Origin of the sequence: Bosea sp. (in: a-proteobacteria), from assembly GCF_023953965.1 — a bacterium.
In the GTDB taxonomy this organism is placed as follows: Bacteria; Pseudomonadota; Alphaproteobacteria; order Rhizobiales; family Beijerinckiaceae; genus Allobosea.
Map to the genome: position 1 here is coordinate 1,433,006 of NZ_JAMLIX010000001.1, position 24,808 is coordinate 1,457,813.

The 24,808-nt window shown below is 68.7% G+C and carries 22 protein-coding genes; 12 read left to right on the forward strand and 10 right to left on the reverse strand.

What is annotated here, in order from left to right:
* The first annotated feature begins 49 nt into the window (after positions 1–49).
* The 3 genes from M9917_RS06705 (at position 50) to M9917_RS06715 (ending at position 5,240) form a co-directional block, all read left to right on the forward strand.
* A complete protein-coding gene (locus M9917_RS06705) occupies positions 50–1,819 on the forward strand; it encodes a type I secretion system permease/ATPase (protein WP_297252051.1) in 1,770 nt (589 codons plus the stop codon).
* The gene (locus M9917_RS06710) at positions 1,816–3,129 is read left to right on the forward strand and encodes an HlyD family type I secretion periplasmic adaptor subunit (protein ID WP_297252053.1); all 1,314 of its coding nucleotides are present in this window, start codon (positions 1,816–1,818) and stop codon (positions 3,127–3,129) included. Before M9917_RS06705 ends, M9917_RS06710 begins: the two co-directional genes overlap by 4 nt.
* Before the next feature lie 155 nt (positions 3,130–3,284).
* Entirely contained in the window at positions 3,285–5,240 is a 1,956-nt protein-coding gene (locus M9917_RS06715) for a heavy metal translocating P-type ATPase (protein WP_297252055.1), read from the forward strand.
* Here the strand turns inward: M9917_RS06715 and M9917_RS06720 are convergent.
* From M9917_RS06720 to M9917_RS06745, 6 genes are all read right to left on the reverse strand, one after another.
* Positions 5,137–6,441 (reverse strand): VpsF family polysaccharide biosynthesis protein, encoded by a 1,305-nt coding sequence (locus M9917_RS06720; protein WP_297252057.1) that lies wholly within the window; start codon positions 6,439–6,441, stop codon positions 5,137–5,139. The genes M9917_RS06715 and M9917_RS06720 overlap by 104 nt on opposite strands.
* A 102-nt stretch (positions 6,442–6,543) precedes the next feature.
* The gene (locus tag M9917_RS06725; protein WP_297252059.1) at positions 6,544–7,929 is read right to left on the reverse strand and encodes an amidase; all 1,386 of its coding nucleotides are present in this window, start codon (positions 7,927–7,929) and stop codon (positions 6,544–6,546) included.
* 19 nt (positions 7,930–7,948) lie between these two features.
* On the reverse strand, positions 7,949–8,794 hold the full coding sequence (locus tag M9917_RS06730) for an ABC transporter permease (RefSeq protein WP_297252060.1): 846 nt from the start codon (positions 8,792–8,794) through the stop codon (positions 7,949–7,951).
* Positions 8,791–9,732, reverse strand: a complete 942-nt coding sequence (locus tag M9917_RS06735) for an ABC transporter permease (protein WP_297252062.1) — start codon at positions 9,730–9,732, stop codon at positions 8,791–8,793. Before M9917_RS06735 ends, M9917_RS06730 begins: the two co-directional genes overlap by 4 nt.
* Positions 9,733–9,748: 16 nt before the next feature.
* Positions 9,749–11,239: an ABC transporter substrate-binding protein gene (locus M9917_RS06740; protein WP_297252064.1), complete on the reverse strand. Its 1,491-nt coding sequence runs from the start codon at positions 11,237–11,239 to the stop codon at positions 9,749–9,751.
* 67 nt (positions 11,240–11,306) lie between these two features.
* Positions 11,307–12,026, reverse strand: coding sequence for a Crp/Fnr family transcriptional regulator (locus M9917_RS06745; protein ID WP_297252066.1), 720 nt, complete (start codon positions 12,024–12,026; stop codon positions 11,307–11,309).
* Positions 12,027–12,179: 153 nt separating this feature from the next.
* On the opposite strand from M9917_RS06745, the gene M9917_RS06750 reads away from it, so the two are divergent.
* The 7 genes from M9917_RS06750 to M9917_RS06780 all read left to right on the forward strand — a co-directional run bounded on the left by M9917_RS06750 (position 12,180) and on the right by M9917_RS06780 (position 19,028).
* Positions 12,180–12,653, forward strand: a complete 474-nt coding sequence (locus M9917_RS06750; RefSeq protein WP_297252068.1) for a hypothetical protein — start codon at positions 12,180–12,182, stop codon at positions 12,651–12,653.
* Between the two features lie 221 nt (positions 12,654–12,874).
* Entirely contained in the window at positions 12,875–14,467 is a 1,593-nt protein-coding gene (locus tag M9917_RS06755; RefSeq protein WP_297252070.1) for an ABC transporter substrate-binding protein, read from the forward strand.
* A 140-nt stretch (positions 14,468–14,607) separates the two neighbouring features.
* Entirely contained in the window at positions 14,608–15,618 is a 1,011-nt protein-coding gene (locus M9917_RS06760) for an ABC transporter permease subunit (RefSeq protein WP_297252072.1), read from the forward strand.
* 8 nt (positions 15,619–15,626) lie between these two features.
* A complete protein-coding gene (locus M9917_RS06765; RefSeq protein WP_297252074.1) occupies positions 15,627–16,523 on the forward strand; it encodes an ABC transporter permease subunit in 897 nt (298 codons plus the stop codon).
* 4 nt (positions 16,524–16,527) lie between these two features.
* Positions 16,528–17,550, forward strand: a complete 1,023-nt coding sequence (locus M9917_RS06770; RefSeq protein ID WP_297252075.1) for an ABC transporter ATP-binding protein — start codon at positions 16,528–16,530, stop codon at positions 17,548–17,550.
* On the forward strand, positions 17,547–18,527 hold the full coding sequence (locus tag M9917_RS06775; RefSeq protein WP_297252077.1) for a peptide ABC transporter ATP-binding protein: 981 nt from the start codon (positions 17,547–17,549) through the stop codon (positions 18,525–18,527). Before M9917_RS06770 ends, M9917_RS06775 begins: the two co-directional genes overlap by 4 nt.
* Before the next feature lie 102 nt (positions 18,528–18,629).
* Positions 18,630–19,028, forward strand: coding sequence for a helix-turn-helix transcriptional regulator (locus M9917_RS06780; protein ID WP_297252079.1), 399 nt, complete (start codon positions 18,630–18,632; stop codon positions 19,026–19,028).
* Positions 19,029–19,058: 30 nt separating this feature from the next.
* Here the strand turns inward: M9917_RS06780 and M9917_RS06785 are convergent, their stop codons facing one another.
* On the reverse strand, positions 19,059–19,988 hold the full coding sequence (locus M9917_RS06785) for a histone deacetylase family protein (RefSeq protein WP_297252081.1): 930 nt from the start codon (positions 19,986–19,988) through the stop codon (positions 19,059–19,061).
* Between the two features lie 227 nt (positions 19,989–20,215).
* Between M9917_RS06785 and M9917_RS06790 the strand changes: the two genes are divergently transcribed.
* Entirely contained in the window at positions 20,216–20,812 is a 597-nt protein-coding gene (locus M9917_RS06790) for a L,D-transpeptidase (RefSeq protein WP_297252083.1), read from the forward strand.
* Between the two features lie 182 nt (positions 20,813–20,994).
* Here M9917_RS06790 and M9917_RS06795 read toward each other — a convergent pair whose 3' ends face one another.
* Together M9917_RS06795 and M9917_RS06800 are read right to left on the reverse strand one after the other, a co-directional pair.
* Positions 20,995–22,371, reverse strand: a complete 1,377-nt coding sequence (locus M9917_RS06795) for an aspartate aminotransferase family protein (protein ID WP_297252084.1) — start codon at positions 22,369–22,371, stop codon at positions 20,995–20,997.
* Between the two features lie 119 nt (positions 22,372–22,490).
* Positions 22,491–22,955 carry a MarR family winged helix-turn-helix transcriptional regulator gene (locus M9917_RS06800; protein WP_297252086.1) on the reverse strand — a complete coding sequence of 155 codons (465 nt, stop codon included), beginning with the start codon at positions 22,953–22,955 and terminating at the stop codon, positions 22,491–22,493.
* Positions 22,956–23,063: 108 nt separating this feature from the next.
* Between M9917_RS06800 and M9917_RS06805 the strand changes: the two genes are divergently transcribed.
* A complete protein-coding gene (locus tag M9917_RS06805; protein ID WP_297252088.1) occupies positions 23,064–23,840 on the forward strand; it encodes a DUF1499 domain-containing protein in 777 nt (258 codons plus the stop codon).
* An 8-nt stretch (positions 23,841–23,848) separates the two neighbouring features.
* Here M9917_RS06805 and M9917_RS06810 read toward each other — a convergent pair whose 3' ends face one another.
* On the reverse strand, positions 23,849–24,763 hold the full coding sequence (locus M9917_RS06810; protein ID WP_297252090.1) for an MBL fold metallo-hydrolase: 915 nt from the start codon (positions 24,761–24,763) through the stop codon (positions 23,849–23,851).
* Positions 24,764–24,808 lie beyond the last annotated feature (45 nt).

Here is a 24,808-nt window from a genome sequence, read left to right on the forward strand (position 1 = left end):
GTCGCACCGCGGGAGGTGAGGGCAGCGCTTTCAATCTGCGAGGGGCGGAATGGCCTTGAGGTCCGCGGGGTCCTTCCCAGGCCGCGAGCAGAACGAGCTGGCGAACCCGCTGACCCAGCTGACCAGGGCCTTCCGGTCGACGCTCGCGGTCGTCATCCTCCTGAGCTGCGCCGTCAACGTGCTGACGCTGACCGGCTCCTGGTTCATGCTGGAGGTCTATGACCGGGTCGTCCCGAGCCACAGCGTTCCGACGCTCGTCGGTCTCATCGTCATCCTGGTCGTTCTCGTCCTGTTTCAGGGCGCCATGGAATATGTCCGGACGCGGATCCTGGTCAGGATCGGGGCGGCCTTCGACGAGGCGTTCGGGCGCCCCGCCCATGCCGCCGTCCTCGAGATGTCGCTGCGTACCATGCGATTCGACGAAGGCGGGCAGGCGATCCGCGATCTCGACCAGATCAGGACCTTCGTCGGCAGCCCGGGGCTGATCGCCTTTTTCGACCTCCCCTGGATTCCGATCTATGTCGGGTTCTGCATGCTGCTGCATCCGTGGATCGCCTATGCCGCGGTTGCCGGCGCCTGTGTCCTGATCGGCTTGTCGATCCTGGCCGAGGTTCTGACGCGCGATCTGACGAAATCGGTCTCCGTCCTCGGCGCGCAGCGTGGCGCCATGGTCGAAAGCGCGCGGCGCAACGCCGAAGTGCTGCATGGGATGGGTTTCGCCGGCCGCTTTTCCGAGATGTGGAACGATGTCAGCCGGGATTACGTCAATCGCAGCGTGAGCCTGGTCGATCGGGCGACCGCCATCAGCATTCTGTCGCGAAGCTTCAGGATGCTGCTGCAATCGCTGGTTCTCGCGCTCGGCGGCTATCTTGCGATCAAGCAGGAGATATCATCGGGCGCGATCGTCGCCGGCTCGATCATCGCCGGGCGCGCGCTGGCGCCGATCGATCTCGCGATCGCCAACTGGCGCGGCGTCGTGGCCGCGCGCGAGAGCTGGCGCAGGCTGTCGCGCCTGCTGGCGCTGTTTCCGGAGCGCCTCCAGGCCTTCGCGCTGCCGAAGCCGGAAAAGTCGCTCGCCATCGACGGGATTTCGCTCGCGCCACCCGGCAGCGAGCGGCTCGTTCTCAGCGATGTCGGGTTCTCGCTCAGCGCCGGAAGCGGGCTTGCCGTGATAGGCCCGAGCGGCTCCGGGAAATCGTCGTTGATCCGCGCGATCGTCGGTGTCTGGAAGCCGGCCAAGGGGCGCATCAAGCTGGATGGCGCCGCGCTCGACCAGTGGTCCGACGAGGCGAGGGCCGAGCACCTCGGCTATCTTCCCCAGAACGTCGACCTCTTCGCCGGGACCGTCGCGCAGAACATCTCGCGCTTCGCCGCCGCGCCATCGAGCGAAGCCATCATCGCGGCGGCGCGGCGGGCCGATGTGCACGATCTCATCCTGAACCTGCCGCAAGGCTATGAGACGAAGCTCGGCGAAGGAGGGGCGAACCTGTCGGCCGGCCAGAGGCAGAGGATCGCGCTGGCGCGCGCGCTCTACGGCGAGCCGTTCCTGATCGTCCTCGACGAGCCGAACTCGAACCTCGATGCGGAAGGCGAGCAGGCGCTGGCCAAGGCGATCACGGAAGCACGGTCGCGCGGCGCCATCGTCGTCGTGGTTGCCCACCGCTCGCAATTGCTCGCCTCGGTCGATCTTGTCGCGGTGATCGCCGAGGGCCGTCTGCAGACGATCGGTCCGCGGGACGAGGTGATGGCGCGCCTGACCGCACGCGCCCCCAGCGGGCCGCCCCTGAAGGTGGTGAGCGAAACCGGAACGGGCGGATGACCCTCGGTCTCAAGCTCGATCGCGCGCAACGCACCGTTGCGCGTCACGCTCTGGTCGGCCTGGGCCTGTTCTGCAGCCTCGTCCTCGGGATCGGAGGCTGGGCCGTCGCGACGGATCTCTCCGGCGCCGTCATCGCCAGCGGCGTCGTCGTGGTCAATTCGAACGTCAAGAAGATCCAGCATCCGTTTGGCGGGGTGGTCCTCGAGGTCTTCGTCAAGAACGGCCGGCAGGTCGAGGCCGGCGAGCCTTTGATCAAGCTCGATCCGACGGTTCTCAATGCCAATCTCAAGGTGATCAGCAAGGGGATGCTCGAGCATTACGCCCGGCAGGGGCGGCTGGAAGCCGAGCGCGATTCCGCAGGGGACATCACCTTTCCGGCGGAGCTGTCCCTGCGCGCCGGCGATGCCGAGGCCGATGCCGTGATGCAGAGCGAAAAGCGGTTGTTCGAGCTGCGGCGCAACACGCGGATGGGCCAGAAATCGCTGCTCGCCGAGCGCTCGGCGCAGATTCAGCAGGAAATCGAGGGCCTGACGCGCCAGCTCTGGGCGAAGGAAAAGGAATCGGAGCTCATCTTCAAGGAGCTCGACGGGGTTCGAAAGCTCTGGGACAACAAGCTGATCGGCATTCAGCGTTTCGTCGTGCTGGAGCGCGACGCCGCTCGCAATGAGGGCGAGCGCGGGCAGCTTCAGGCGCAGATCGCTCAGGCCAAGGGGCGCGTCGCCGAGATCGGGCTGCAAATCCATCAGGTGGATCAGGAGTTGCGCAGCGATGTCGCGAGCTCGCTGCGCGAGGTGCAGGCGAAGCTGTCGGAGCTGTCGGAGCGCAAGGTCGCCGCCGAGGACCAGCTCAGCCGGACCAATATCGCTTCGCCGCAGAAGGGCTTCGTTCACCAGCTCGCGGTTTTCGCCCCCGGCGCCGTGATCGGGGCGGGCGAGGCGATCATGTTCATCGTGCCTTCGGACGATCCGCTCATCGTCGAGGCGCGGGTCCTGCCGGGAGATATCGACCAGATCCGCATAGGGCAGGTGGCCCATTTGCGGTTCCCGGCCTTCAACCAGCGCGTCACGCCGGAATTCCTCGGGCATGTCACATCGATCGCGCCTGATCTGTCGACCGACCAGAAGTCCGGCATGAGCTATTACACGGTGCAGGTCGCTCTGGATGAATCCGCCCGGAAGTCCGAGGAATTCAGTCGCCTCGTTCCCGGAATGCCGGCCGAGGCCTTTCTTCAGACCGGCGATCGTTCGGCTCTCTCCTATTTCCTGAAGCCGCTGACGGACCAGTTCGATCGCAGTTTCCGCCAGCGATGAGCCCGCCGCCGGCTCTTCAAAAAAGCGCCCGAGGCCGCGGGTGCCAGGCTCACCTTGCATGATGGCTGCGCCTCCCCTAAGATTAGAATGATTCTAATTTAGTGCGATCCGAAGCTGGTGGAAATCCATCGGCCGCCGATCCCGCATGGGAGGCTGTGTTGCAGCGTTTTGCGTCGGGCCTGTCCGTCGCGCTCACGGCCGCGACCGTGATCGGTCTCCTGCTCGCCCTTGCGGGCGGCTGGCTTCCGGAGCGCGGGTTTGCGCCCCAGATCACCCTGGCCGGCACGGCGCTCGCCTATCTGGCCGGGGGCGTGCCGACCGGGTGGCGGGCGGCGCGAGCGCTCTGGCGCGACCATGTCTTCGACATCGACCTCCTGATGATCATCGCCGCCATCGCGGCGGCGATCGTCGGCGCCGCGGTCGAGGGGGCGGTGCTGCTGACGCTGTTCAGCCTGTCGACGACGCTCGAGGAGCGGGCGATGGGGCGGGCCCGGCGCGCCATCGAGGCGCTGATGCTGCTGCGCCCCGAAACGGCGCTGCGCAAGACGCAGGACGGCACGATCGAGGAGATCCCGGCGGCCGATCTCGGCGTCGGCGATCTGGTGGTGCTTCGCCCCGGCGCGCGCGTTCCGGCCGATGGCGTGATCGTCACCGGGCGCGGCTCGCTGGACGAATCCACGATCACCGGCGAATCGATGCCGGTTCGCCGGGAGCCCGGCGCCCAGGTCTTCGAGGCGACGGTCAATCTCGACGGGGTTCTCGAGGTCAGGATCGCGAAAAACCTCGAGCACTCCACCGTTGCCCGGATGATCGCGCTCGTCACGCAGGCGCAAGCCGCGAAGGCGCCTTCCGAACGGTTCAGCGCCTGGTTCGGGCAGCGTTACACGGTCGCGGTGCTGCTCGGCTCGCTCGTCGCGCTCAGCGTCTTCCTCTGGCTCGGAAACCCGTGGGAGACGGCGCTCTACCGGGCTGCGACCATGCTGGTGGCGGCCAGCCCCTGCGCCATCGTGATCTCCGTGCCCGCCGCGATCCTGTCGGCGCTGTCGGCGGCGGCGCGCGGCGGCGTGCTGTTCAAGGGCGGGGCCGCGCTCGAAACGCTCGCGAGCGTCGACGTCTTCGCCTTCGACAAGACGGGGACCCTGACGACGGGGCGCGCCAGCGTGATGGGCCTCGTCGCGCTCAATGGCGACGAGGATCGCCTGATCGCGACGCTGGCCGGCCTCGAGGCCCATTCCGAGCATCCGATCGCCGATGCCCTGCGGCGCGAGGCCGCCCGGCGCGGCCTCGCCGTCCGCGTGGCGCGAAACGTCCGGGCGCTGCCCAGCGCCGGCATCACGGGCGAGGACGATGTCGGGCCGCTCTGGGCGGGAAACCGCCGGATGGTCGAGGCCATGGGCGCCTCGGCCGACCAGGCGGCTTTGCAGGTGCTTCGGGACGGAGCCGAGACCGTGGTCTATCTCGGGCGCGGGGCCGATCTCCTCGGTGCCGTCAGCGTCGCCGACCGGCCGCGCGAGACCTCCGCCGGCGCGCTCGCGGCGCTCAGGGCCGGCGGGGTGACGACGATCCTGATGATGACCGGCGACAGGCGGCCGGTCGCGCTGCGCATCGGGGATGAGCTCGGTCTCAAGGACGGGGAGATCCATGCGGAGATGCTGCCGCAGGACAAGGTCCGGCTGGTCGCCGAAGCGGGGCGGGGACGAAAGCTCGCCTTCGTCGGCGACGGGGTCAACGACGCGGCGGCGCTGGCGCGCGCCGATGTCGGCGTCGCCATGGGGGTGGCGGGCTCCGAGGTCGCGCTCCAGGCGGCCGATGTGGCGCTGCTGTCGGAGGATATGGGGCGGCTGGCGGCGGCGCATCGGCTGTCGCGGCGGACCGCGGCGGTCATCCGTCAGAACCTCGCCTTCGCGATCGGCGCCATGCTCATCCTCGTGACCGGCGCCGCCTTCTTCGCGCTGCCGCTGCCGCTCGCGGTCATCGGGCATGAGGGTGGGACGGTGCTCGTCGTCCTCAACGGCCTGCGGCTCTTGGGCGATCCGATCCGCGACGTGTCGCGGCCATCCCTGCCTGCCCGGCCGGAGGAGCCGGGTTCCGATAGGCCAGGAGCAGGATAACCAGCAGCAGGACATCGGGGGATTTCGAAGAGAGTGCGTTGTTCGACAGCGCCGCCGCGAGCGAAATCGCCGTGGCGATCCAGGCGGCCAGCGGCGCCTGGCGCAGCAACTGGAAGATGAACCAGAAGAAGGTCACCGCGAGAAGCAATGCGATCGGAAAGCCGAATAGAAGCGTCAGAGAGACCGGCGTGCTCTCGATAAAGGGCAAGTGCAGCTTTTCGTTGAGGATCCTCATCGTCTCGTTGGCGTCCATGCCGAGGAGGATGTCTTTCCAGCTTACATATTGGAATATGTCGTAGATCTTGACGCGGGCATCGTAGTTCTGATCGAAGAGCGTGTTGCTGAACCGGTTCAGCAGGCCGGCCGAGAACAGCACCGCGATCAGGGCTGCGCCCGCGCCGAGCGTGATCAGCAGCGTGACGAGCTTCGCCTGCCGCTGATGGCGGGCGGACAGGCCGGGCCAGGGCAGGAGGACGATCAGGAGCAGGATCTCGCCGGCGGCGAGCAGCAGGGCGGCCCGGGCGCCCGATGCCGCCGTGCCGACGAACAGGATGGCGATGCACAGCGCGCGCACCCAGACGCTCCAGCGCGTCAGCACGACGAAGCCGATGGCGGTGGCGCTGAATGCGCCGAGCGCCAGCGGGTGGTAGGTCAGCCCGATCGGACGGAACTGCAGTTCCGCGATGGGATAGGGGAAGAGCCGATGCCGGGTGGCGGCTTCCACCGTTCCGATCACGGCGCTGAGGACGAGCATCCCGAGCATGACGTTTCCGAGCGCCCGGCGCACATCCTCCCCGAGGAACAGCATGATCATCGCCGCCGCGCAGGCGGCCAGATAGGCATCGATGAGGAAGCCGGCCGAGCCGGCGAGGCCCATGACGGCGAGATAGGGCAGGAGCAGCAGGAACAGCGCCGCATAGAGCAGCGTCGCGCTGAACAGCCTGATCTCGTCGCCTTCGAGGCGGATGGGGCGCGTCGCCAGGATGGCGGCGAGCACCAGGAAGATCGCATAGGTTCCGATATGCAGCTTCTCGGGAAAGCTCCCTCCCGGGGTGGAATAGGACACCACCATGTTCATCAATTGAGGGGAGATGACGGTGCGGAGCAGGAAGGCGAGCGCCGCGAGCAGGAAGAAGAGCAGCGTGACGGCGTTCCGGCGACGGGCCTGAGCGGACAGGTATTCTGCGGCAATCTCGCTCACGGCTATCCAACCAGCTTGCGGCGCGCGGCCGGGATCACGGGTTCGACCTTATGAATATCGCTTACGGAACATTCCCTTACAGGACGGTAACGCCGGTGGAATCTAGCCCGGCGCCCCGGGCCGGGGTATGGGGCCGCGCATCCTCTCCCAGGCCCGCGCCAGCCTGAGCACGCCGAGATCGTCGAAGCGCCGGCCGGTGATCTGGAGGCCGATCGGCAGGCCCGTTTTCGTCAGCCCGGCATGGACCGAGATCGCCGGCTGGTCCGACATGTTCGCCGCCACCGTGAAGCCGATATGCTCGAAGGGCCGCGCCGGGTCGTCGACCGGCGAGGCCCATTCAGCCGGAAAGCTCGGCACCGGCGAGACCGGGGAGAGGATGAAGTCGTAAGGCCGGATCGCTTGCAGCGCGGCCTCGCGCATCGCCATCATCTGGCTCATGCCGCGATAGACGCGCTCGCCCGACAGCTCCCTCCCGCCCTCCGCCCAGCGGAAGATATAGGGCAGCACCTTGGCCTGCTTCTCGGCCGGCAGGGCGCCGATATCGACCCAGGCGCGCTGGCGCCAGAAATCGTCGAGCCCGTCGAGCATCGCGCGGGTGATGTGCGGCGCGACCGGCGCGACGATGGCGCCGGCCTCCGCGAAGGCCCGCGCCGCCGCCTCGACGACCGCCCTGGTCTCGGGCTCGACGGCAAGGCCGATCCCGGCATCGAGCTGGAGGCCGAGGCGCAGGCCCTTCGGATCGTGCTCGAGCGCCAGCCAGTCGATCTCCTGCGGCGGCAGGCTCATCGGATCGCGCGGATCGGGTTTCGACAGTTCGCGCATCATCAGCGCGGCGTCTTCGACCGTGCGCGTCATCGGCCCGGCGACGCGCCCGTAATAGGTCGGATCGATCGGCACGCGCCCGAATGAGGGCTTCAAGCCCACGAGCCCGCACCAACCCGCCGGCAGCCGGACCGAGCCGCCGATATCGGTGCCGACATGCAAGGGGCCGTAGCCGGCCGCTCCAGCAGCACCAGCGCCGGCCGAGGAGCCGCCGGGATTCCTGCTGGTGTCCCAGGGGTTGCGCGCGAGCTTGTGGAAGCTCGACAGCCCCGACGAGAGCATGCCGTAATCGGGCATCGTCGTCTTGGCGAGGATGATCGTGCCGGCCTCGCGCAGCCGCGCCGCCGGGGGCGCGTCGTCGGCGGCGGGGGCGAGATCGGTCGCGGCGGTGCCGAGCGGCACGGCCACGCCCCTGGTGCGAATGTTCTCCTTGATCGTGCCGGGCACGCCGTCGAGCGGCAGCGCCTCGGCCCTCAGCCAGCGCGCCTCGGAGGCTTTCGCCTGCGCCAGCGCGCCCTCGGGGTCATAGGCCCAGAGCGCGTTAAGATGCGGCTCCCAGGCAGCGATGCGGGCGATCACCGCCCGCGTCACCTCGACCGGCGAGAGCCGGCGCGCCCTGTAGGCGGCAAGAAGCTCGCTGGCGCTCAGATCGGCAAGGTCGGTCATCGAAGCTTCCTTACATCTCTCACCGGCTGCGGCGCAGGCGCGGATCGACGGCGTCGCGCAGGCCGTCGCCGAGCAGGTTGAAGCCCAGCACCGTCAGCGCGATCGCGGCGCCGGGAAAGATCGCGAGCCAGGGCTGCGCCGCCATGAAGGTCTGTGCCTCGTTGAGCATCCGCCCCCAGGAGGGGTTGGGCGGCTGCGTGCCCAATCCGAGATAGGACAGCCCCGCCTCGGCCAGCACCGCGAGCGCGAACTGGATCGTCGCCTGCACCGCCAGGATGCCGGCGATGTTGGGCAGCACGTGACGCAGCGTGATCTGGCGGTCGTCGAGCCCGGCCGCCCGCGCCGCCTGGATGAAGTCCTGCGCCCTGACCTGCAGGGCCGCCCCGCGCGCGAGCCGCGCGAAATAGGGCAGGTTCAGGACGGCGATGGCGACGACGGCGTTGAGCATGCCCGGTCCCGCGATCGCGGTCATCATGATCGCGGTCAGCACGGCCGGAAAGGCATGGGTGAAATCGGCCGTACGCATGATGGCATGGTCGAGCAGGCCGTCGCGCCGGACGGAAGCCGCCAGTCCCAGCGCCGTCCCCGCGACCATGCCGACGCCGACGGCGCCGAGCCCCACCGCCAGCGAATTGCGCGCGCCCACCATGATCATCGAGAAGACGTCCCGCCCGAACGGATCGGTGCCGAACCAATGCGCGGCGGAGGGGCCTTGCAGCCGGTTCAGGATCGCCATCCGCGTCGGCGGCCAGGGCGTCCAGAGGTAGGAGATCAGCGCCATCGCGACGACGAGCCCGGTGAGCGCCGCCCCGATCACGCAGGAGGGCGTCAGCCACCAGCGCCGCCGGCCGCCCGCGCCGCTCATGCCTGCCTCAGCCGCGGGTCGATCAGCCCGTAGGTGAGCTCGACCACGAAATTGATCAGGATCGCCGCCCCCGCGAACAACAGGACGAGGTCCTTGACCACGATCAGGTCGTGCTGGGCGATGGCCTGGAAGACGAGCCGCCCCAGCCCCGGCAGGGCGAAGACGTTCTCGATGATGATCGCGCCGGCGATCAGCACCGAGAATTGCAGGCCGAGGATGGTCACGACCGGGATCAGCGCGTTGCGCAGCGCATGCCGGCGCAGCGTCGTGCCCTCGCTCAGGCCCTTGGCGCGGGCGGTGCGGACGAAATCCTCCTGCAGCGTGTCGAGCATCGACGAGCGCGTCATCCGCGCGATGATCGCCGCCTGCGGCAGCGCCAGCGCGAGCGCCGGCAGGAGGAGCGCCTTCAGCGCGGCGCCCGGCTCCTGCCAGCCCGGAAAGCCGCCGGCCGGCAGCCAGCCGAGCCCGACGGCGAAGACGAGCACGAGCAGGAGGCCGAACCAGAAATTCGGGATGGCGAGCCCGGCCTGGGCGAAGGCCATCACGCCCGCATCGGCCGGACCGCCATGGCGCGCGGCGGCGAAGACGCCGAGCGGGATGCCGATCGCGGTCGAAAGCCCGATCGCCATCAGCGCCAGCGGCAGCGTCACCGCCATCCGTTCGAGGATGAGCTTGGAGACCGGCACGCGATAGGTATAGCTCAGCCCGAGATCGCCGGTGGCGAGCCCGCCGAGCCAGAGCACGAAGCGCAGCGCGGCGGGCTTGTCGAGGCCCATCTCGGCGCGCAGCGCGGCGAGCGCCTCCGGCGCCGGGTTGAGCCCGAGCGCCACCGCCGCCGGATCGCCGGGCAGGATTTCGAGCATGACGAAGATCACCAGCGCCGCCGCCAGCAGGGTCAGGATGAGCGCGGTGAGCCGGCGCAGGACGTAGCCGGTCACCTCGGAAGACCGCGGCTCACCGCCAGCTGAGCTCCGCCAGCGGCGTCACCGGCAGGGGCCAGTCGGTCCACATCCCCTCCAGCGCGGCATTGGCGACGGTGATCTTGGGCAGGACGAACAGGAAGCCGTTGACCGCGTCGCGCGCGAGCTTCTCCTGCGCCTGCCGGTAGAGGGCATTGCGTTCCGCCTCCGGCAGGGTCGTTGCGATCCTGGCGATCAGCGCCTTGAAGTCCGGGTCCTTGTACTGGAAGTAGTAGCCGTCGCGCGCATAGATATCGATGTCGAGCGGCTCGGTATGGGCGATGATGCTGAGGTCGTAGTCCTTGTTGCGGAAGACGCGCTCCAGCCATTGCGGGAATTCGAGCGACTCGATCGCCGCCTTGACGCCGACATCGGCCAGCATCGCCGCGACGATCTCGCCGGAGCGGCGGGCATAGGACGGCGGCGGCAGCTTCAGCGTGCAGGAGAAGCCGTTCGGGAAACCGGCCTCGGCCAGCAACGCCCTGGCCTTGGCGGGGTCGTAAGGGTAGGTGCCGGTCAGATCGACATAGGCCGGGTGCAGCGGCGAGAAATGGCTGCCGATCAGCGGCACGTCGAAGCCGTAGACGCCGAGCGCGATCGCCTTGCGGTCGAGCGCGTGCGCAATCGCCTGCCGGACCTTGAGATTGTCGAAGGGCGGCTTGCCGTTGTTGGTGGCGAGCACGGTCTCGCCCTCGGTCGCGCCGATCGTGACCTTGAGCCTCGGATCGGCCCTGAGCTGCGGCACCGCCTCGGGCGCCGAGAGGTTGGTGTGGGCGTCGACGTCGCCGGCCCGGAGCGCCGCGACCTGCGCCTGCGGATCGGACATGAAGCGGAAGGTGGCCCGCGCCAGCGCCGGTGCCTGCCCCCAATAGCCGTCGAAGCGGGTAAGCTCGAGCCGGTCGCCGCGGTTCCAGCGGGCGAATTTGAACGGGCCGGTGCCGACCGGGTCGGTCTTGTTGCCGGCTGCCGTCGCCGGCGAGACGATCACCGCGTCGCCCCAGGCGAGGCCGTAGAGGAAATTGGCGGTGGGCTGCTTCAGCCTGATCACCACGCTCGCCGGATCGGGCGTCTCGATCGTCGCGATCGGCGTGAAGAGCTGGCGCTGGGCATTGGTGGAATCGGGGGCGAGCGCCCGCTCGAAGGAGAACTTCACCTGATCGGCGGTGAAGGGCGTGCCGTCATGAAAGCGCACGCCCTGCCGGAGCTTGAAGCGATAGGTGACGGCGTCGTCGCCGAGCTGCCAGCTCTCGGCGAGGCAAGGCTGAAGCTTGCCGGTCCGGTCGATTTTGACCAGGCCCTCGAAGATGTTCTGGAGCGTGACCTCGCGGATCGCCTGGGCTGCGCCCGAGGTCGGGTCCAGCGTCGGCGGCTCCAGCGTCTGGGCGATGGTGACGGCGTCCTTCGGCTGCGCCAGCGCGGCGCGGGGAAGCCCGGCCGCCAGCGCCGCCAGTCCCGCCCCGGCCAGGAGTTCACGCCGCGTCGTCATCTGTCATCGCTCCGGTGTCGTTGCCGGGCGCGAGGATGGCGCCGGATGCCGCCTGAGCGCAAGCCCGTCAGGCCGCCACCGCGCTCATCCGCTCGGCGTTCATCACGCGCACGCCGCCGGGCACGATCAGGATGGTCTTTTCCCGGGCGAGGCGGGTGAAGGTGCGGCTGACGGTCTCGATGGTCAGGCCGAGGAAATCGGCGATGTCCTGCCGCGTCATCGGCAGCGGCACGGTGACCGAGGGCTTGCCGATTCGCGCCCAGCGCTGCTGCATGCCGTGCAGGAAGCAGATCAGCTTCTCCTCGGCCGTACGCCGGCCCAGCAGCATCATCTGCTCATGGGCGAGGGTGAGCTCATGCGTGGCGAATTCGTGCAGCCGCTTCAGCAGATGCGGCTTGGCGTCGACCAGCGCGGTATAGGCGGCGCGCGAGAAGGCGCAGACGCTCACCGCGCCGATGGCGTCGGCCGAGAAGCCATAGGCGTCGCGCATGGCGAGCCCGAGGAAATCGCCCGGCAGCGCGAAGCCGACCACCTGGCGGCGGCCATCGGCGAGCAGATTGTAGAGGCGAACCGCCCCGGCCGTGACGTTGTAGACCGAATGCGCCTCGCGCCCCTGGGCGAACAGCGTCTCGCCGGCGGCGAAATGCGTCGGATGGGCCAGGGACTCCAGCAGCGCCAGCTCGTCCTCCGTCAGGGAGGCGCAGACGCTGACCCGGCGGACCATGCAGCTGCGGCAGCCGCCTCCGCCGCAGTCGGGGCCATCGCACGCCGCGAGCTGACCGTTCACGATCGTATCTTCCTGATCATCGGCCGACCATACCCTAATACGCCCGAACCGACAAAGTGGGCTCGCGAATGCGGCCGAATGGTTTGATCCAGGTCAATGCGCCCCGGTGGGCCCGGCAATCACGGTGTGCGTTCCGAAGACCGGAGAGCATTCGTGACGGGCGACGACATCTTCCAGGTCGCGCGCATCGCGCCGGCCGGCGCCGACACGGTGTATGGCCTCGTCGCCATGCTGCACCCCGAGGTCACGCCGGAGGGGTGGGCAGCCTTCGTGCGCGGCAATTCGCAGGACGGCACGCAGCCGCGCGGCGTCTTCGCGCTCAGCGACGCGCGCGCCGTGCCGCATGCCGTCTTCGCCTTCCGCGTCGCGCCCACGCTGGAAGGCGGCACCGCGCTGGAAATCTCCGAGCTCGCGATGCTGCGCCTGCCGGGCACCTGCCTCGTCCATGCCCTGCTGCGCTTCGCCAACGAGCTCGCGATCGAGCTCAACCTGCCGCGGATCGCGATCTCGCTCGAGCGTTCGGCCGCCTGGCCGCAGGACCACGACGCGCTGCGGCGCCAGGGTTTCCAGGTCGAGCGGATGATGGTGCTCGGCCGGGCGAGGCTTTCGCCGGCGGCCTGCAATTGACCTGCCTCAAACCGGGCCGGGCTCCGGCCCGACCGGACTAAAGTATCATCGTCGCGGCCCTTCCGAGCCGGCTCCGCGCCCGGCCGACCGTCTATCCCAGCCGCTTTTCTTTCAATAAACTGAAAACAAGGCAGCCTGGGGTTTCCGCCCGCGGAGCTACCGATGCGACGGAGCCGCTCGCCGCCCTCAAGCAGGGCGCAGCGGCGTTCAGGGAGACTTCCATGAAGAGAATTCTGTTGGCGACGCTGTCGGCCGCCGCGCTGACGGCGGCGCAGCCGCTGATGGCCAAGACGCTGGTCTATTGCTCGGAGGGCAGCCCCGAGAATTTCGCGCCGAGCGTCAACACCACCGGCACGTCCTTCGACGCGAACACCCAGATCTACGATACCATCGTCCAGTTCGAGCGCGGCGGCACCAAGGTCCAGCCGGCACTCGCCGAGAAATGGGACATCTCGCCGGATGGGCTGACCTACACCTTCCACTTGCGCAAGGGCGTGAAGTGGCACTCCAACAAGAACTTCAAGCCGACGCGCGACTTCAACGCCGACGACATCATGTTCATGATCGAGCGGCAATGGAAGGAAGACCATCCGTTCTTCAAGGTGACCAGCTCCAACCACTCCTATTTCAACGACATGGGCATGCCCAAGCTGTTGAAATCGGTCGAGAAGGTCGATGACTACACCGTCAGGTTCACGCTGAACCAGCCCGAGGCGCCCTTCCTCTCCGACCTCGCCATGCAATATGCCAGCGTGCAGTCGAAGGAATATGCCGACGCCATGCTGAAGGCCGGCACGCCCGAGAAGCTCGACCAGGACCCGATCGGCACCGGTGCATTCCAGCTGGTGCAGTACCAGAAGGACGCGATCATCCGCTACAAGGCCTTCCCCGACTACTGGGCCGGCAAGGCCAAGATCGACGACCTCGTCTTCGCGATCACGCCCGACGCCTCGGTGCGCTGGGCCAAGCTGCAGAAGGGCGAATGCCATGTCATGCCCTATCCGAACCCGGCCGATCTCGACGCGATGAAGAAGGACGCCAATGTCCAGATCCTGGAGCAGCCGGGCCTGAACATCGGCTATCTCGCCTACAACACCACCAAGAAGCCGTTCGACGACGTCAAGGTGCGCCGCGCCATCAACAAGGCGATCAACAAGCAGGCGATCATCGACGCGGTCTATCTCTCCAGCGGCATCGCCGCGGTGAACCCGATCCCGCCCTCGATGTGGTCCTATAACGAGACGATCAAGGACGATCCCTACGATCCGGCGGCGGCCAAGAAGGAACTGGCCGAGGCCGGCTATCCGAACGGGCTCGAGATCGACCTCTGGGCAATGCCGGTGCAGCGCCCGTACAACCCGAACGCCAGGCGCATCGCCGAGCTGATGCAGGCGGACCTCGCCAAGGTCGGCGTCAAGGCCGAGATCAAGAGCTTCGAATGGGGCGAGTACCGCAAGCGCATGCAGGCGGGCGAGCACCAGACCGGCATGCTCGGCTGGACCGGCGACAACGGCGATCCGGACAACTTCCTGCACACGCTGCTCGGCTGCGATTCGGCCAAGACCAACGGCTCGAACGTCGCCAAGTTCTGCTATGGGCCTTTCGAGGAGCTGGTGACCAAGGCCAAGACCGTGACCGACCAGGCCGAGCGCGAGAGGCTCTACCGGCAGGCGCAGGTGGTGTTCAAGGAGCAGTCGCCCTGGTTCACCATCGCCCATGCGGTCCAGCTCAAGCCGGTCCGCAAGGAGGTGAAGGACTTCAAGCTCTCGCCGTTCAGCCGCCATACCTTCTACGGCGTCGACATCGGCAACTGAGCCGCCGCGCCGGCCGCGCCCGGACGGGCGCGGCCGATGCCTGCCCGACGGCGCCGCCGCGTTCCCGAACCGGCCGCGCGACAGGGCCATGAATCCAAGCGACGCGTCGGTCCGTGACGCCCGGCCGGAAACACTGAACCATGCTGCGCTTCATCTTCACCCGGCTGAGCCTGATCGTCCCGACCTTCATCGGCATCACGCTGCTCGCCTTCTTCCTCGTGCGCCTCGTCCCCGGCGATCCGATCGAGACCATGGCCGGCGAGCGCGGCATCGATGCCGCCCGCCACGCGCAGCTTTTGACCGAATACGGCCTCGACCGGCCGCTGCTCGTCCAGTACGGCAAATATATCGAGCGCGTCGTGCAGGGCGATCTCGGCAAGTCGATCGTCACCCGCGAGAACGTGCTGACCGAGTTCGGCCAGCTCTTCCCGGCGACGATCGAGCTCGCGCTTTCCGCCATCCTGATCGCGCTGATCATCGGGCTGCCGGCCGGCGTCATCGCCGCGGTGAAGCGCAACTCGATCTTCGACCATGGCGTGATGGGCGTCTCGCTCACCGGCTATTCGATGCCGATCTTCTGGTGGGGGCTCCTGCTGATCCTGCTGTTCTCGGTGCAGCTCGGCATCACCCCGGTCTCGGGGCGCATCGCGGTGCAGTATTTCATCGAGCCGGTCACCGGCTTCCTGACCATCGACAGCCTGCTGGCGGGCGACATCGACGCCTTCCGGTCGGCGCTGTCGCATCTTATCCTGCCGGCGATCGTGCTCGGCACGGTGCCGCTCGCGGTCATCGCCCGCATGACCCGCTCGGCGATGCTGGAGGTGCTGGGCGAGGATTATATCCGCACCGCCCGCGCCAAGGGCATGGCGCCGGTCCGGGTCGTGGCGCTGCACGCGCTGCGCAACGCGCTGATCCCGATCGTCACCGTCATCGGCCTCCAGGTCGGCGCGCTGTTCACCGGCGCGATCCTGACCGAGACGATCTTCTCCTGGCCCGGCGTCGGCAAATGGCTGATCGAGGCGATCAGCCGGCGCGACTATCCCGTCCTGCAGGGCGGAACCCTGCTGCTCGGCGTAGTGGTGATGAGCGTCAACCTCGTCGTCGACCTGCTCTACGGCCTGATCAACCCGCGCATCAGGCACGCCCGATGACCAGCCCCATGAGCACCGAGACCCTTGCCTCCCCGGCCATCGCGCCGCCGCACCCCTTGCGCGAGTTCTGGAGCTATTTCAGCGCCAATCGCGGCGCCGTCGCCGGCCTCGTCGTGATCGTGCTGGTGCTGCTCTGCGCACTGTTCGCGCCCTGGATCGCGCCGCACGACCCGAACCTCACCAACAACGCGGTCTTCCTCAAGCCGCCCTTCTGGCAGGAGGGCGGCTCGCTCTCCTATCCGCTCGGCACCGACGCGATCGGCCGCGACATCCTCTCGCGGCTGCTGCATGGCGCCAGGCTCTCGCTGGTGATCGGCATCGCCGTCGTCGCGCTCGCCATCGTCGTCGGCGTCGTGCTCGGGCTGATCGCCGGCTATTTCAAGGGCCTCGCCGACATCGCGATCATGCGGCTGATGGACATCCTGATGACGATGCCGAGCCTCCTGCTCGCCATCGTCATCGTCGCCATCCTCGGCCCCGGCCTGATGAACGCGATGCTCGCCGTCGCCATCGTCGTGCTGCCGCACTATGTCCGCATCACGCGCGCCGCCGTGATCGCGGAAGCCTCCAAGGACTATGTCGTCGCCGCCAAGGTCTCGGGCGCGCAGACGGTCAGGCTGATGTTCTCCGAGATCCTGCCGAACTGCGCCGCGCCCCTGATCGTGCAGGCGACGCTCGGCGTCTCCACCGCGATCCTCGACGCGGCGGCGCTCGGCTTTCTCGGGCTCGGCGCCCAGCCACCGACGCCCGAATGGGGCACGATGCTGGCGGACGCGCGCGAATTCGTGCTGCGCGCCTGGTGGGTCGTCACCTTTCCGGGCCTCGCCATCCTCATCACCGTGCTCGCCTTCAACCTGCTCGGTGACGGCCTGCGCGATGCGCTCGACCCCAAGCTGAAGCGCTGATCCCATGCCCCTGCTCGAAATCGAAAACCTCAGCGTCGAATTCCCGACCTCGCAGGGAACCTTGCGCGCCGTCGACCGCATCGACCTCACCCTCGACGAGGGCGAGGTGCTCGGCGTGGTCGGCGAATCCGGCTCCGGCAAGAGCGTCACCATGCTCGCGCTGATGGGGCTCGTCGGCTATCCCGGCCGCGTCCGCGCCGACAAGCTCAGCTTCGACGGCCGCGATCTCCTGACCATGTCCGCGCGCGAGCGGCGCCGCCTCACCGGCAAGGACGTGGCGATGATCTTCCAGGAGCCGAGCACAAGCTTGAACCCCTGCTTCACCATCGGCTTCCAGCTCGCCGAGACGCTGAAGAAGCACGAGGGCATGGACGGCAGGGCGGCGAGGCGCCGCGCGACAGAGCTTTTGGAGCAGGTCGGCATCCCGGCGCCGGAAAGCCGCCTCAAAGCCTATCCGCACCAGCTTTCGGGCGGCATGAACCAGCGCGTGATGATCGCCATGGCGATCGCCTGCAATCCGCGCCTGCTGATCGCCGACGAGCCGACGACCGCGCTCGACGTCACCATCCAGGCGCAGATCCTCGAGCTGCTGATGAGCTTGCAGCGCGAGCGCAACATGGCGCTCGTGCTGATCACCCACAACATGGGCGTCGTGGCGGAGACGGCGCAGCGCATCATGGTGATGTATGCCGGGCAGATCATGGAGGAGCGCAAGGTCGGCGCGCTGTTCTCCGATCCGCAGCATCCCTATTCCGCCGCCCTGCTCGCGGCCTTGCCGGAGCGCAGCGAGCATGCGAGCCGGCTCGCCACCATCCCCGGCATGGTGCCGGGCCTGAACGACCGGCCGAAGGGCTGCCTGTTCAGCCCGCGCTGCGCCTATGCGACCGAACATTCGCGCACCGTCCAGCCGGAGCTGCGCGACTGGAAGGACGGGCGCGTGCGCTGCCACTACCCGCTCGGCGATCCGCAGCGCGACGCCGAGCGCGCCCGCGACGAAGCCGGCCGGACGCAGGAGGCCGCGCGATGACCGCCCCCGTGATCGAAGCGCGCGAGCTGACGCAGGTCTATCCGGTCAGGCAGGGCCTCTTCCGACCGCCGGCGCAGCTGCAGGCGGTGAACAAGGTCTCCTTTTCGGTCGCGGCCGGACGCACGCTCGCCATCGTCGGCGAATCCGGCTGCGGGAAGTCGACGCTGGCGCGCATGGCGACGCTGATCGAGACGCCGACCTCGGGCGCGCTGACGCTCGATGGGCTCGACGCCGTCAACCCGCCCGCGTCCGAGCGCAGGCGGCTGCGCCGCACGGTGCAGTTCGTGTTCCAGAACCCGTACGGCTCGCTCAATCCGCGCAAGAAGATCGGCACGATCCTGGAGGAGCCGCTCAAGATCAACACCGACCTCTCCGCGGCCGAACGCACCGAGAAGGCGCGCGCGATGATGGCCAAGGTCGGCCTGCGCCCCGAGCATTATGCCCGCTATCCGCATATGTTCTCTGGCGGCCAGCGCCAGCGCATCGCGATCGCGCGTGCGCTGATCCTCTCGCCCAAGGTCGTGGTCGCGGACGAGCCGGTCTCGGCGCTCGACATCTCGATCCAGGCGCAGGTCCTGAACCTGCTCGCCGATCTCCAGGATGAATTGAAGCTCGCCTATCTGTTCATCTCGCACGACCTCAGCGTGGTGCGCCACATCGCCCATGACGTCATGGTGATGTATCTCGGAAACGCCATCGAGCACGGCCCGAAGGAGCGCATCTACGCCCGTCCCTTGCACCCCTATACGCAGGCGCTGCTCGCCTCGACGCCGCGCGTCGATGCGGGCAAGCGCGAGCGCATCGTGCTGCGCGGCGAATTGCCCTCTCCGCTCGATCCGCCGAAGGGCTGCGTCTTCTCGACCCGCTGTCCCCATGTCACCGAGCGCTGCCGGGCCGAGCGTCCCGAGAAACGCGAGGTCGACGACCGGCATGTCGCCTGCCACTATGCCGAGGATTTCCTCGCCAGGGCGGCGTAATCCGCACCGAGGACCCCAAAGGCCGGCCGTCGCGCCCGGATCATCTCTGGACGGGGTTGCGCTGTGTCGTCAGAATGCCGCCCGATTTGGCCGGGGGGCGTCATGCGCATCGAAGCTGAGGGGATCAACCGTCATATCGGGGCGCGCCTGCGCCTGCTCCGCAAGAAGCGCGGCCTGAGCCAGGCGGATCTCGGGACGATCCTCGGCGTCTCGTTCCAGCAGATGGGGAATTACGAGAAAGGCAGGGATCGTCTGAGCGCGGCGGCGCTCTTCCTGCTGGCGCGCTTCCTGGAAACGAGCCCGGCGGCCTTCTTCGAGGGCCTGTCCCGAACGGATGCGGGCTTCGCCGAGGATCAGGCGAACTATGCGCCGGCGGCCGAGCTGCCGCCCCGGCCCGACCGGCTCGATGCCGCCTTCGGGCGAATCCGCTCGCAGCGGGAGCGCGCCCTGGCCGTGGCGATCGTCGAGACGATCGCGCGCTGCGACGAGGGCCCGCCCTGAACCCTCGCGGGCGCTTCGCGAGCCCGGCCGTCAGGGCTCCATCAGGGCCGCGACATGGGCCGCCGTCGATTTCGCCAGCGCCTCGAGATCGTAGCCGCCCTCCAGCACCGAGACGATGCGGCCGCCGGCATGGCGATCGGCCGCCTCCATCAGCTTCTGCGTCGCCCAGGCGAAATCGGCCTCGCGCAGGTTGAGGCTGGCGAGCGGGTCGCGCCAATGCGCGTCGAACCCCGCCGAGATCACCACCAGATCCGGAGCGAACGCATCGAGCCGCGGCAGGATCGTGTTCTCGAAGGCGTCGCGGAATTCGTCGGAGCCGTCCCCTGCGTGCAAGGGGGCGTTGACGATCGTGCCCGCGCTGCCGCGCTCCGAGGCCGCGCCGGTGCCGGGGTAGAGCGGCATCTCGTGGACGGAGGCGTAGAGCACCGAGGCGTCGTCCCAGAAGATGTCCTGCGTGCCGTTGCCGTGGTGCACGTCCCAGTCGACGATGGCGACGCGCTTCGCCCCGTGCGCCCGTTGCGCGTGGCGTGCCGCGATGGCCGCCTGGTTGAAGAAGCAGAAGCCCATGGCGCGCTCGCGCTCGGCGTGGTGGCCGGGCGGGCGCATCGCCACGAAGGCGTTGCGGGCCCTGCCGGCCATGACCTCGTCCACGGCGGCAACAGTGCCGCCGACGGCGCGCAGCGCCGCCTCGACGGTACCGGGCGACATCGCCGTGTCGGCATCGAGCGCCACGAAGCCCTGCTGCGGGGCGGCGTCGAGGATCGCCTGCGCATGCGGCAGGGGGTGGCAGAGGCCGATCTGCTCCAGCGTGCCGCGCGGCGCCTCCAGCCGGACGAGCGGGGCGAAGCGCTCGGCTTCGAGCGCCTGCTCCACGGCCCTGAGCCGGTCCGGACGCTCCGGATGCCCGGGGAGCGCGGCGTGCAGCAGGCCGGCGGGGTGGGTGATCAGCAGGGTCGTCACGGGGTTTGTCCGGTGGTGGGACCGTGGCCGGTTTGCCACGTTCGCGGCTGTTGCGGGTGCGGCGCGGGGAACAAGATTGCGCCGCGCCGGTTTGGAGCCTAGTCCTGCGCGGGATCGTCCCTGCCCTGACCGCTCGGGTCATCTGTTTGCAGGCTCTCCCCGGCGATACGAAGCGTTAAGATCTGATTCATCATAAAGGCTGTCTCCGGGCCGCTCTGGTGGAAGCTATGAACAAGACCGTTTTCGTCGCACTGGCGCTGTCGGCCCTGCTGGGGGCGTGCCAGTACAAGAGCGTCAACGCGCCGGCGCTCTCGGCCCGCGACGCCGAATATATCGCGCTCGTGCCCAAGTTCGACACCTATCTGCCTTATCTGCCTTACGAGATCGCCGATCCGACCGGCCAGCCGCCCGGTACGATCTATATCGATACCAGGGAGAAGTTCCTCTATCTCGTGCTGCCGAACAAGAAGGCGATCCGCTACGGCGTCGCCACCGGCGACGAAGCCTATGGCTGGACCGGCGAGGCCGTGGTCCAGCGCAAGGCCGAATGGCCGCGCTGGACGCCGCCGGCCGAGATGGTGAAGCGCTGGCCGCATCTGAAGCCCGTCGCCGGCGGCATGAACGGCGGGCCGGAGAACCCGCTCGGCGCGCGCGCGCTCTACCTCTACCAGAACGGCCACGACACGCTCTACCGCATCCACGGCACCAACGAGCCGGAGACGATCGGCCGTTCGGCCTCCTCGGGCTGCATCCGGATGCGCAATATCGACGTGATCGACCTCTACAACCGCGTCCCGGCGGGCGCCAGGGTCGTCGTCGTCTGAGCCTCGCCTTTCGGGCGCGGCGCAGACGAAAAAAGACCGGCGGGAAGGGTTCCGCGCCGGTCAGTCGAGTGGGTCTCGAGGGGTGGTTCCAGTCGTTGAAACCAGGGCTGGGAGCGCCGGGCCATCCGGCCTTGCGCGCGTCGCCGTGCTTCCTCAACGCAGATCAGGCCCGCCGGTTCCAGTCAGGCCATAAGGCCCTCGGCCCTGGCCCAGTTCAGGGTCTTGTCGAGGGCGCGCTCGCAGCGGTCGAACATCTCCTCGATCTCGGCCTCGGTGATCACCAGCGGTGGGCAGAAGGCGAGGCGGTCGCCCATGGCGCGGGTGATCAGGCCCTCGTCCAGCGCGAAGGAGACGGCCCTGGGGCCGACGCCCTTCTTCGCCTCGAAGGCGGCCTTGGTACGCTTGTCACTGACGAGCTCGATGCCGCCGATCAGGCCGACGCCGCGCGCCTCGCCGACGAGCGGATGCTCGGCGAGCCGGTTCAGCCGGCGCAGGAAGGTCGGGGCGACCCGGGCGACGTGATCGACGATCTTCTCGCGCTCATAGATCTCCAGCGTCTTGACCGCGATGGCGCAGCCGACCGGGTGGCCGGCATAGGTGTTGCCGTGGCCGAAGACGCCGATCTTGCGGCTCTGGTCGACGAGGACATCGTAGATCCTCTCGTTCATCATCACCGCGCTGAGCGGGAAATAGGCCGAGGTGATCTGCTTGGCGAGCGAGATCGAATCGGCCGCCATGCCGTAGGTCTGCGTGCCGAACATCTTGCCGGTGCGGCCGAAGCCGGTGATGACCTCGTCCGAGATGAACAGGATGTCGTATTTCGCCAGGACCGCGTTGATCTTCTCGAAATAGCCCTCCGGCGGGGTGATCGCGCCGCCGGCGCCCATCACCGGCTCGGCGATGAAGGCGGCGACGGTGTCCGGCCCCTCGCGCAGGATCATCTCCTCGAGCTCGGCGGCGAGACGGGCGGAAAAATCCTGCTCGCTCTCGCCGGCTTCGGCGAAACGGTAGTGATGCGGGCAGGAGGTGTGCAGGATGCCGGGCAGCGGCAGGTCGAAATCGATATGATTGTTGGGCAGGCCGGTCAGCGAGGCGGTGGCGACGGTGACGCCGTGATAGCCCTTCAGCCGCGAAATGATCTTCTTCTTCCGCGGCCGGCCCAGCGCGTTGTTGAGATACCAGACGATCTTGACCTGGGTGTCGTTGGCGTCGGAGCCGGAGGTGCCGTAGAACACCTTGGAGATCGGGACGGGAGCGATCTCCTTGAGCTTCTCGGCGAGCTCGATCGCCGGATCATGGCTGCGCCCGGTGAAGATATGGGTGAAGGGCAGCTTCCGCAGCTGCGCGGCGGCGGTCTCGATCAGCTCCTCGTTGGAGTAGCCGAGGCTGGTGCACCACAGCCCCGCCATGCCCTCGATATATTCCTTGCCGGTGGTGTCGTAGACATGGATGCCCTTGCCGCTCTCCAGCACCAGCGGCCCGGTTTCGCGATGGGTCGCGAGGTTGGTGTAGGGGTGGACGAGGGTCTCGATATCCCGGACGGCCAGATTGGTCAGCATGATGAGCGGCTCCGTGCCTGTTCAATATCCGCGCCAGGATACGCCGATCCGGGCGCAAGGATTGAGCGATTTCGAGGCAAGGGACGGTCGATCCTGCCGCCGGCCCGTGCCGGCGCCGCTCAGGCGGCGTCGACGGCGCGGGCGAGGTCGCGCCAGAGTAGCACGAGCCGGTCGAGCTCGGCGAGGTCGCCGGGCTCGAGCCTGCCCAGCGTGCTCGCGACGAAGTCGCGCTGCGTGGCGATGCCGGCCTCGGCGAGCCGGCGGCCTTCCGGCGTCAGGTGCATGGCGTAGGAGCGCCGGTCGCCGGCGATGGCGCGCCGCTCGACCAGCCCCGCCTGGACCAGCCGGTCGACCAGCCCCGAGACGTTGCCCTTGGTGACGTAGAGCCGTTCGGCGAGCTCGCTCTGGCTGATGCCCTCCTGCTCGGTCAGGGTCGAGAGCAGGTCGAATTGCGGGATCGAGAGGCCGAGCCTGCGGATGCGCGCCGTCATCTGAATCAGCATGCGCTGGTGCAGCCGCATGAAGCGGAACCAGACCCGGTCCGGTTCCGCGGCGGCCTGCGGCATGGCTTTCGCTGTGGGCATGGCGCTCCCCCCGCTCTCGAAAGATGAGACCTAAACCATCTCGCACGGGCAGGCGAGCATCCGATCGGCGGGCTTGCCTTGCGCGAGCCCGGCGGGCAGTGAGATGCGATGCACCGCCGCCTGGTCTTCACGGAACCGGTTTCGCGCGCCGCCGTCTGGAGCCGGCGGCTGGCCTGGTTCTCCTGCGCGGTCTTGATGCTCTCGCTTCTGCTGGTGCGGCTCGGCGAGCCGAGCATCGAGGGGCTCGCCCCGGTCGCCGGCGCCTATGTCCTGGTGCTCGCGGCGCTCGGCCTCGCCATCCTCGCCTTCGTCCGCATCTGGCATTCGGGTCATCGCGGTGTCGGCATGGCGGCCGGCGCGCTCACGCTCTCGCTCGTCCTGCTCGTTCCGGCGGGCTTCGTCGCATTCAGGCTCGCGACGAGGCCGGCGCTCACCGATGTCTCGACCGATATCGACGATCCGCCGGCCTTCAGCCGCTCCCAAGCCGCGCTGACGGCCCGCGCCGGCCGGGTCCCGCCCGATCCCCCGCCCGAGAGCCGGCGCCTGCAGCGGCGGGCCTATCCCAAGGCCGTGCCGATCCTGCTCGAAGTGCCGGCGGAGGCCGCCTTCGACCTCGCCCGGCGGGCGGCGCGCGGGCTCGGCTGGCAGGTGCTGGAGACGGTGCGGCCCGGCGGACGCAGCGGCACGGGCCGTGTCGAGGCGATCGCGCGCGGCCGCATCCTGCGCTTCTCCGAGGACATCACCATCCGCGTCAGGCCCCGCGTCGACGGCAGCCGCATCGACATCCGCTCGGCCTCGCGCCTCGGCAGCCACGATCTCGGCGCCAATGCGGCGCGGATCGCCGCCTTCGCCGACGAGATCGAGCTTTTGATGGACAGCCGCTGAGGAGCGTCTCAGACGCGCCTGTAGCGGCTGGCGAGCGCCGGTATCGCGTCGCTGCAGGCGACGACGCCGCGCAGGACGAGGTCCTCGAGCTGGGCCAGCATCGACAGCGCCGCGGCCCGGTGCAGGGCCGGCGCCAGCCCCTGATAGATCACCGGCACCATGGCGGCGATCGTCTCGTCGCCGGCATCGAGCCGGTTCAGGATCGCCGCCTCGCGCTGGCGGCGATGCTGGACGAGGCCGCGCAGGAAACGCTGCGGCTCGGCGACGGGCCCGCCATGGCCCGGCCAGTAGCGGGCATGGGTAAGCCCGCGCAGCTTCTCGATCGAGGCCATATAGGCGGCCATCGAACCGTCGGGCGGGGCGACGATCGTGGTCGACCAGGCCATGACGTGGTCGCCGGAGAACAGCGTCTCTTCCGCGGCGAGCGTGAAGGCGAGGTGGTTGGCGGTGTGGCCGGGCGTCTCGACGGCGGCGAGGCTCCAGCCGGGGCCGGAGACCGTGTCGCCGTCGCCCATCGCCCAATCGGGCGCGAAGCCGGTATCGGCGGCGGCGTCGAGCACGCGGCCTTCGCCAGGCCCGAGCTCCCGGGAGGGGCGGTGCGGCCCGCAGCCCACCACCGTCGCGCCGGTCGCCGCTTTCACGGCCGGCACGGCGGGGGAATGGTCGCGATGGGTGTGGGTCACGACGATATGGCTGACCGTCTCGCCGCGGACGGCCGCCAGCAGCCGCTCGACATGGCCGGAATCGTCCGGGCCCGGATCGATGATCGCGACCGTGCCGTGGCCGACGATATAGGAGCAGGTGCCGGTGAAGGTCATCGGCCCGCCATTGCCGGCGATGATGCGGCGCACGAGCGGCGACAGCTCAGCCACCGCGCCGGGTGCCGTCGTCGCGCTCCTGTCGAATTCGATCGCGTCGTCCATCGCTTCCCGCCTCGGTGCGTTGCGCCCGTCTGGGCGGGCGAAGCC

Excerpts from the sequence above, each read along its gene's own strand:
- M9917_RS06705 (WP_297252051.1), top strand. The coding sequence starts at position 50 with ATGGCCTTGAGGTCCGCGGGGTCCTTCCCAGGCCGCGAGCAGAACGAG.
- M9917_RS06710 (WP_297252053.1), top strand. The coding sequence starts at position 1,816 with ATGACCCTCGGTCTCAAGCTCGATCGCGCGCAACGCACCGTTGCGCGT.
- M9917_RS06725 (WP_297252059.1), bottom strand. The coding sequence starts at position 7,929 with ATGACCGACCTTGCCGATCTGAGCGCCAGCGAGCTTCTTGCCGCCTAC.
- M9917_RS06730 (WP_297252060.1), bottom strand. The coding sequence starts at position 8,794 with ATGAGCGGCGCGGGCGGCCGGCGGCGCTGGTGGCTGACGCCCTCCTGC.
- M9917_RS06740 (WP_297252064.1), bottom strand. The coding sequence starts at position 11,239 with ATGACGACGCGGCGTGAACTCCTGGCCGGGGCGGGACTGGCGGCGCTG.
- M9917_RS06755 (WP_297252070.1), top strand. The coding sequence starts at position 12,875 with ATGAAGAGAATTCTGTTGGCGACGCTGTCGGCCGCCGCGCTGACGGCG.
- M9917_RS06760 (WP_297252072.1), top strand. The coding sequence starts at position 14,608 with ATGCTGCGCTTCATCTTCACCCGGCTGAGCCTGATCGTCCCGACCTTC.
- M9917_RS06765 (WP_297252074.1), top strand. The coding sequence starts at position 15,627 with ATGAGCACCGAGACCCTTGCCTCCCCGGCCATCGCGCCGCCGCACCCC.
- M9917_RS06770 (WP_297252075.1), top strand. The coding sequence starts at position 16,528 with ATGCCCCTGCTCGAAATCGAAAACCTCAGCGTCGAATTCCCGACCTCG.
- M9917_RS06775 (WP_297252077.1), top strand. The coding sequence starts at position 17,547 with ATGACCGCCCCCGTGATCGAAGCGCGCGAGCTGACGCAGGTCTATCCG.
- M9917_RS06780 (WP_297252079.1), top strand. The coding sequence starts at position 18,630 with ATGCGCATCGAAGCTGAGGGGATCAACCGTCATATCGGGGCGCGCCTG.
- M9917_RS06790 (WP_297252083.1), top strand. The coding sequence starts at position 20,216 with ATGAACAAGACCGTTTTCGTCGCACTGGCGCTGTCGGCCCTGCTGGGG.
- M9917_RS06795 (WP_297252084.1), bottom strand. The coding sequence starts at position 22,371 with ATGCTGACCAATCTGGCCGTCCGGGATATCGAGACCCTCGTCCACCCC.
- M9917_RS06800 (WP_297252086.1), bottom strand. The coding sequence starts at position 22,955 with ATGCCCACAGCGAAAGCCATGCCGCAGGCCGCCGCGGAACCGGACCGG.
- M9917_RS06805 (WP_297252088.1), top strand. The coding sequence starts at position 23,064 with ATGCACCGCCGCCTGGTCTTCACGGAACCGGTTTCGCGCGCCGCCGTC.
- M9917_RS06810 (WP_297252090.1), bottom strand. The coding sequence starts at position 24,763 with ATGGACGACGCGATCGAATTCGACAGGAGCGCGACGACGGCACCCGGC.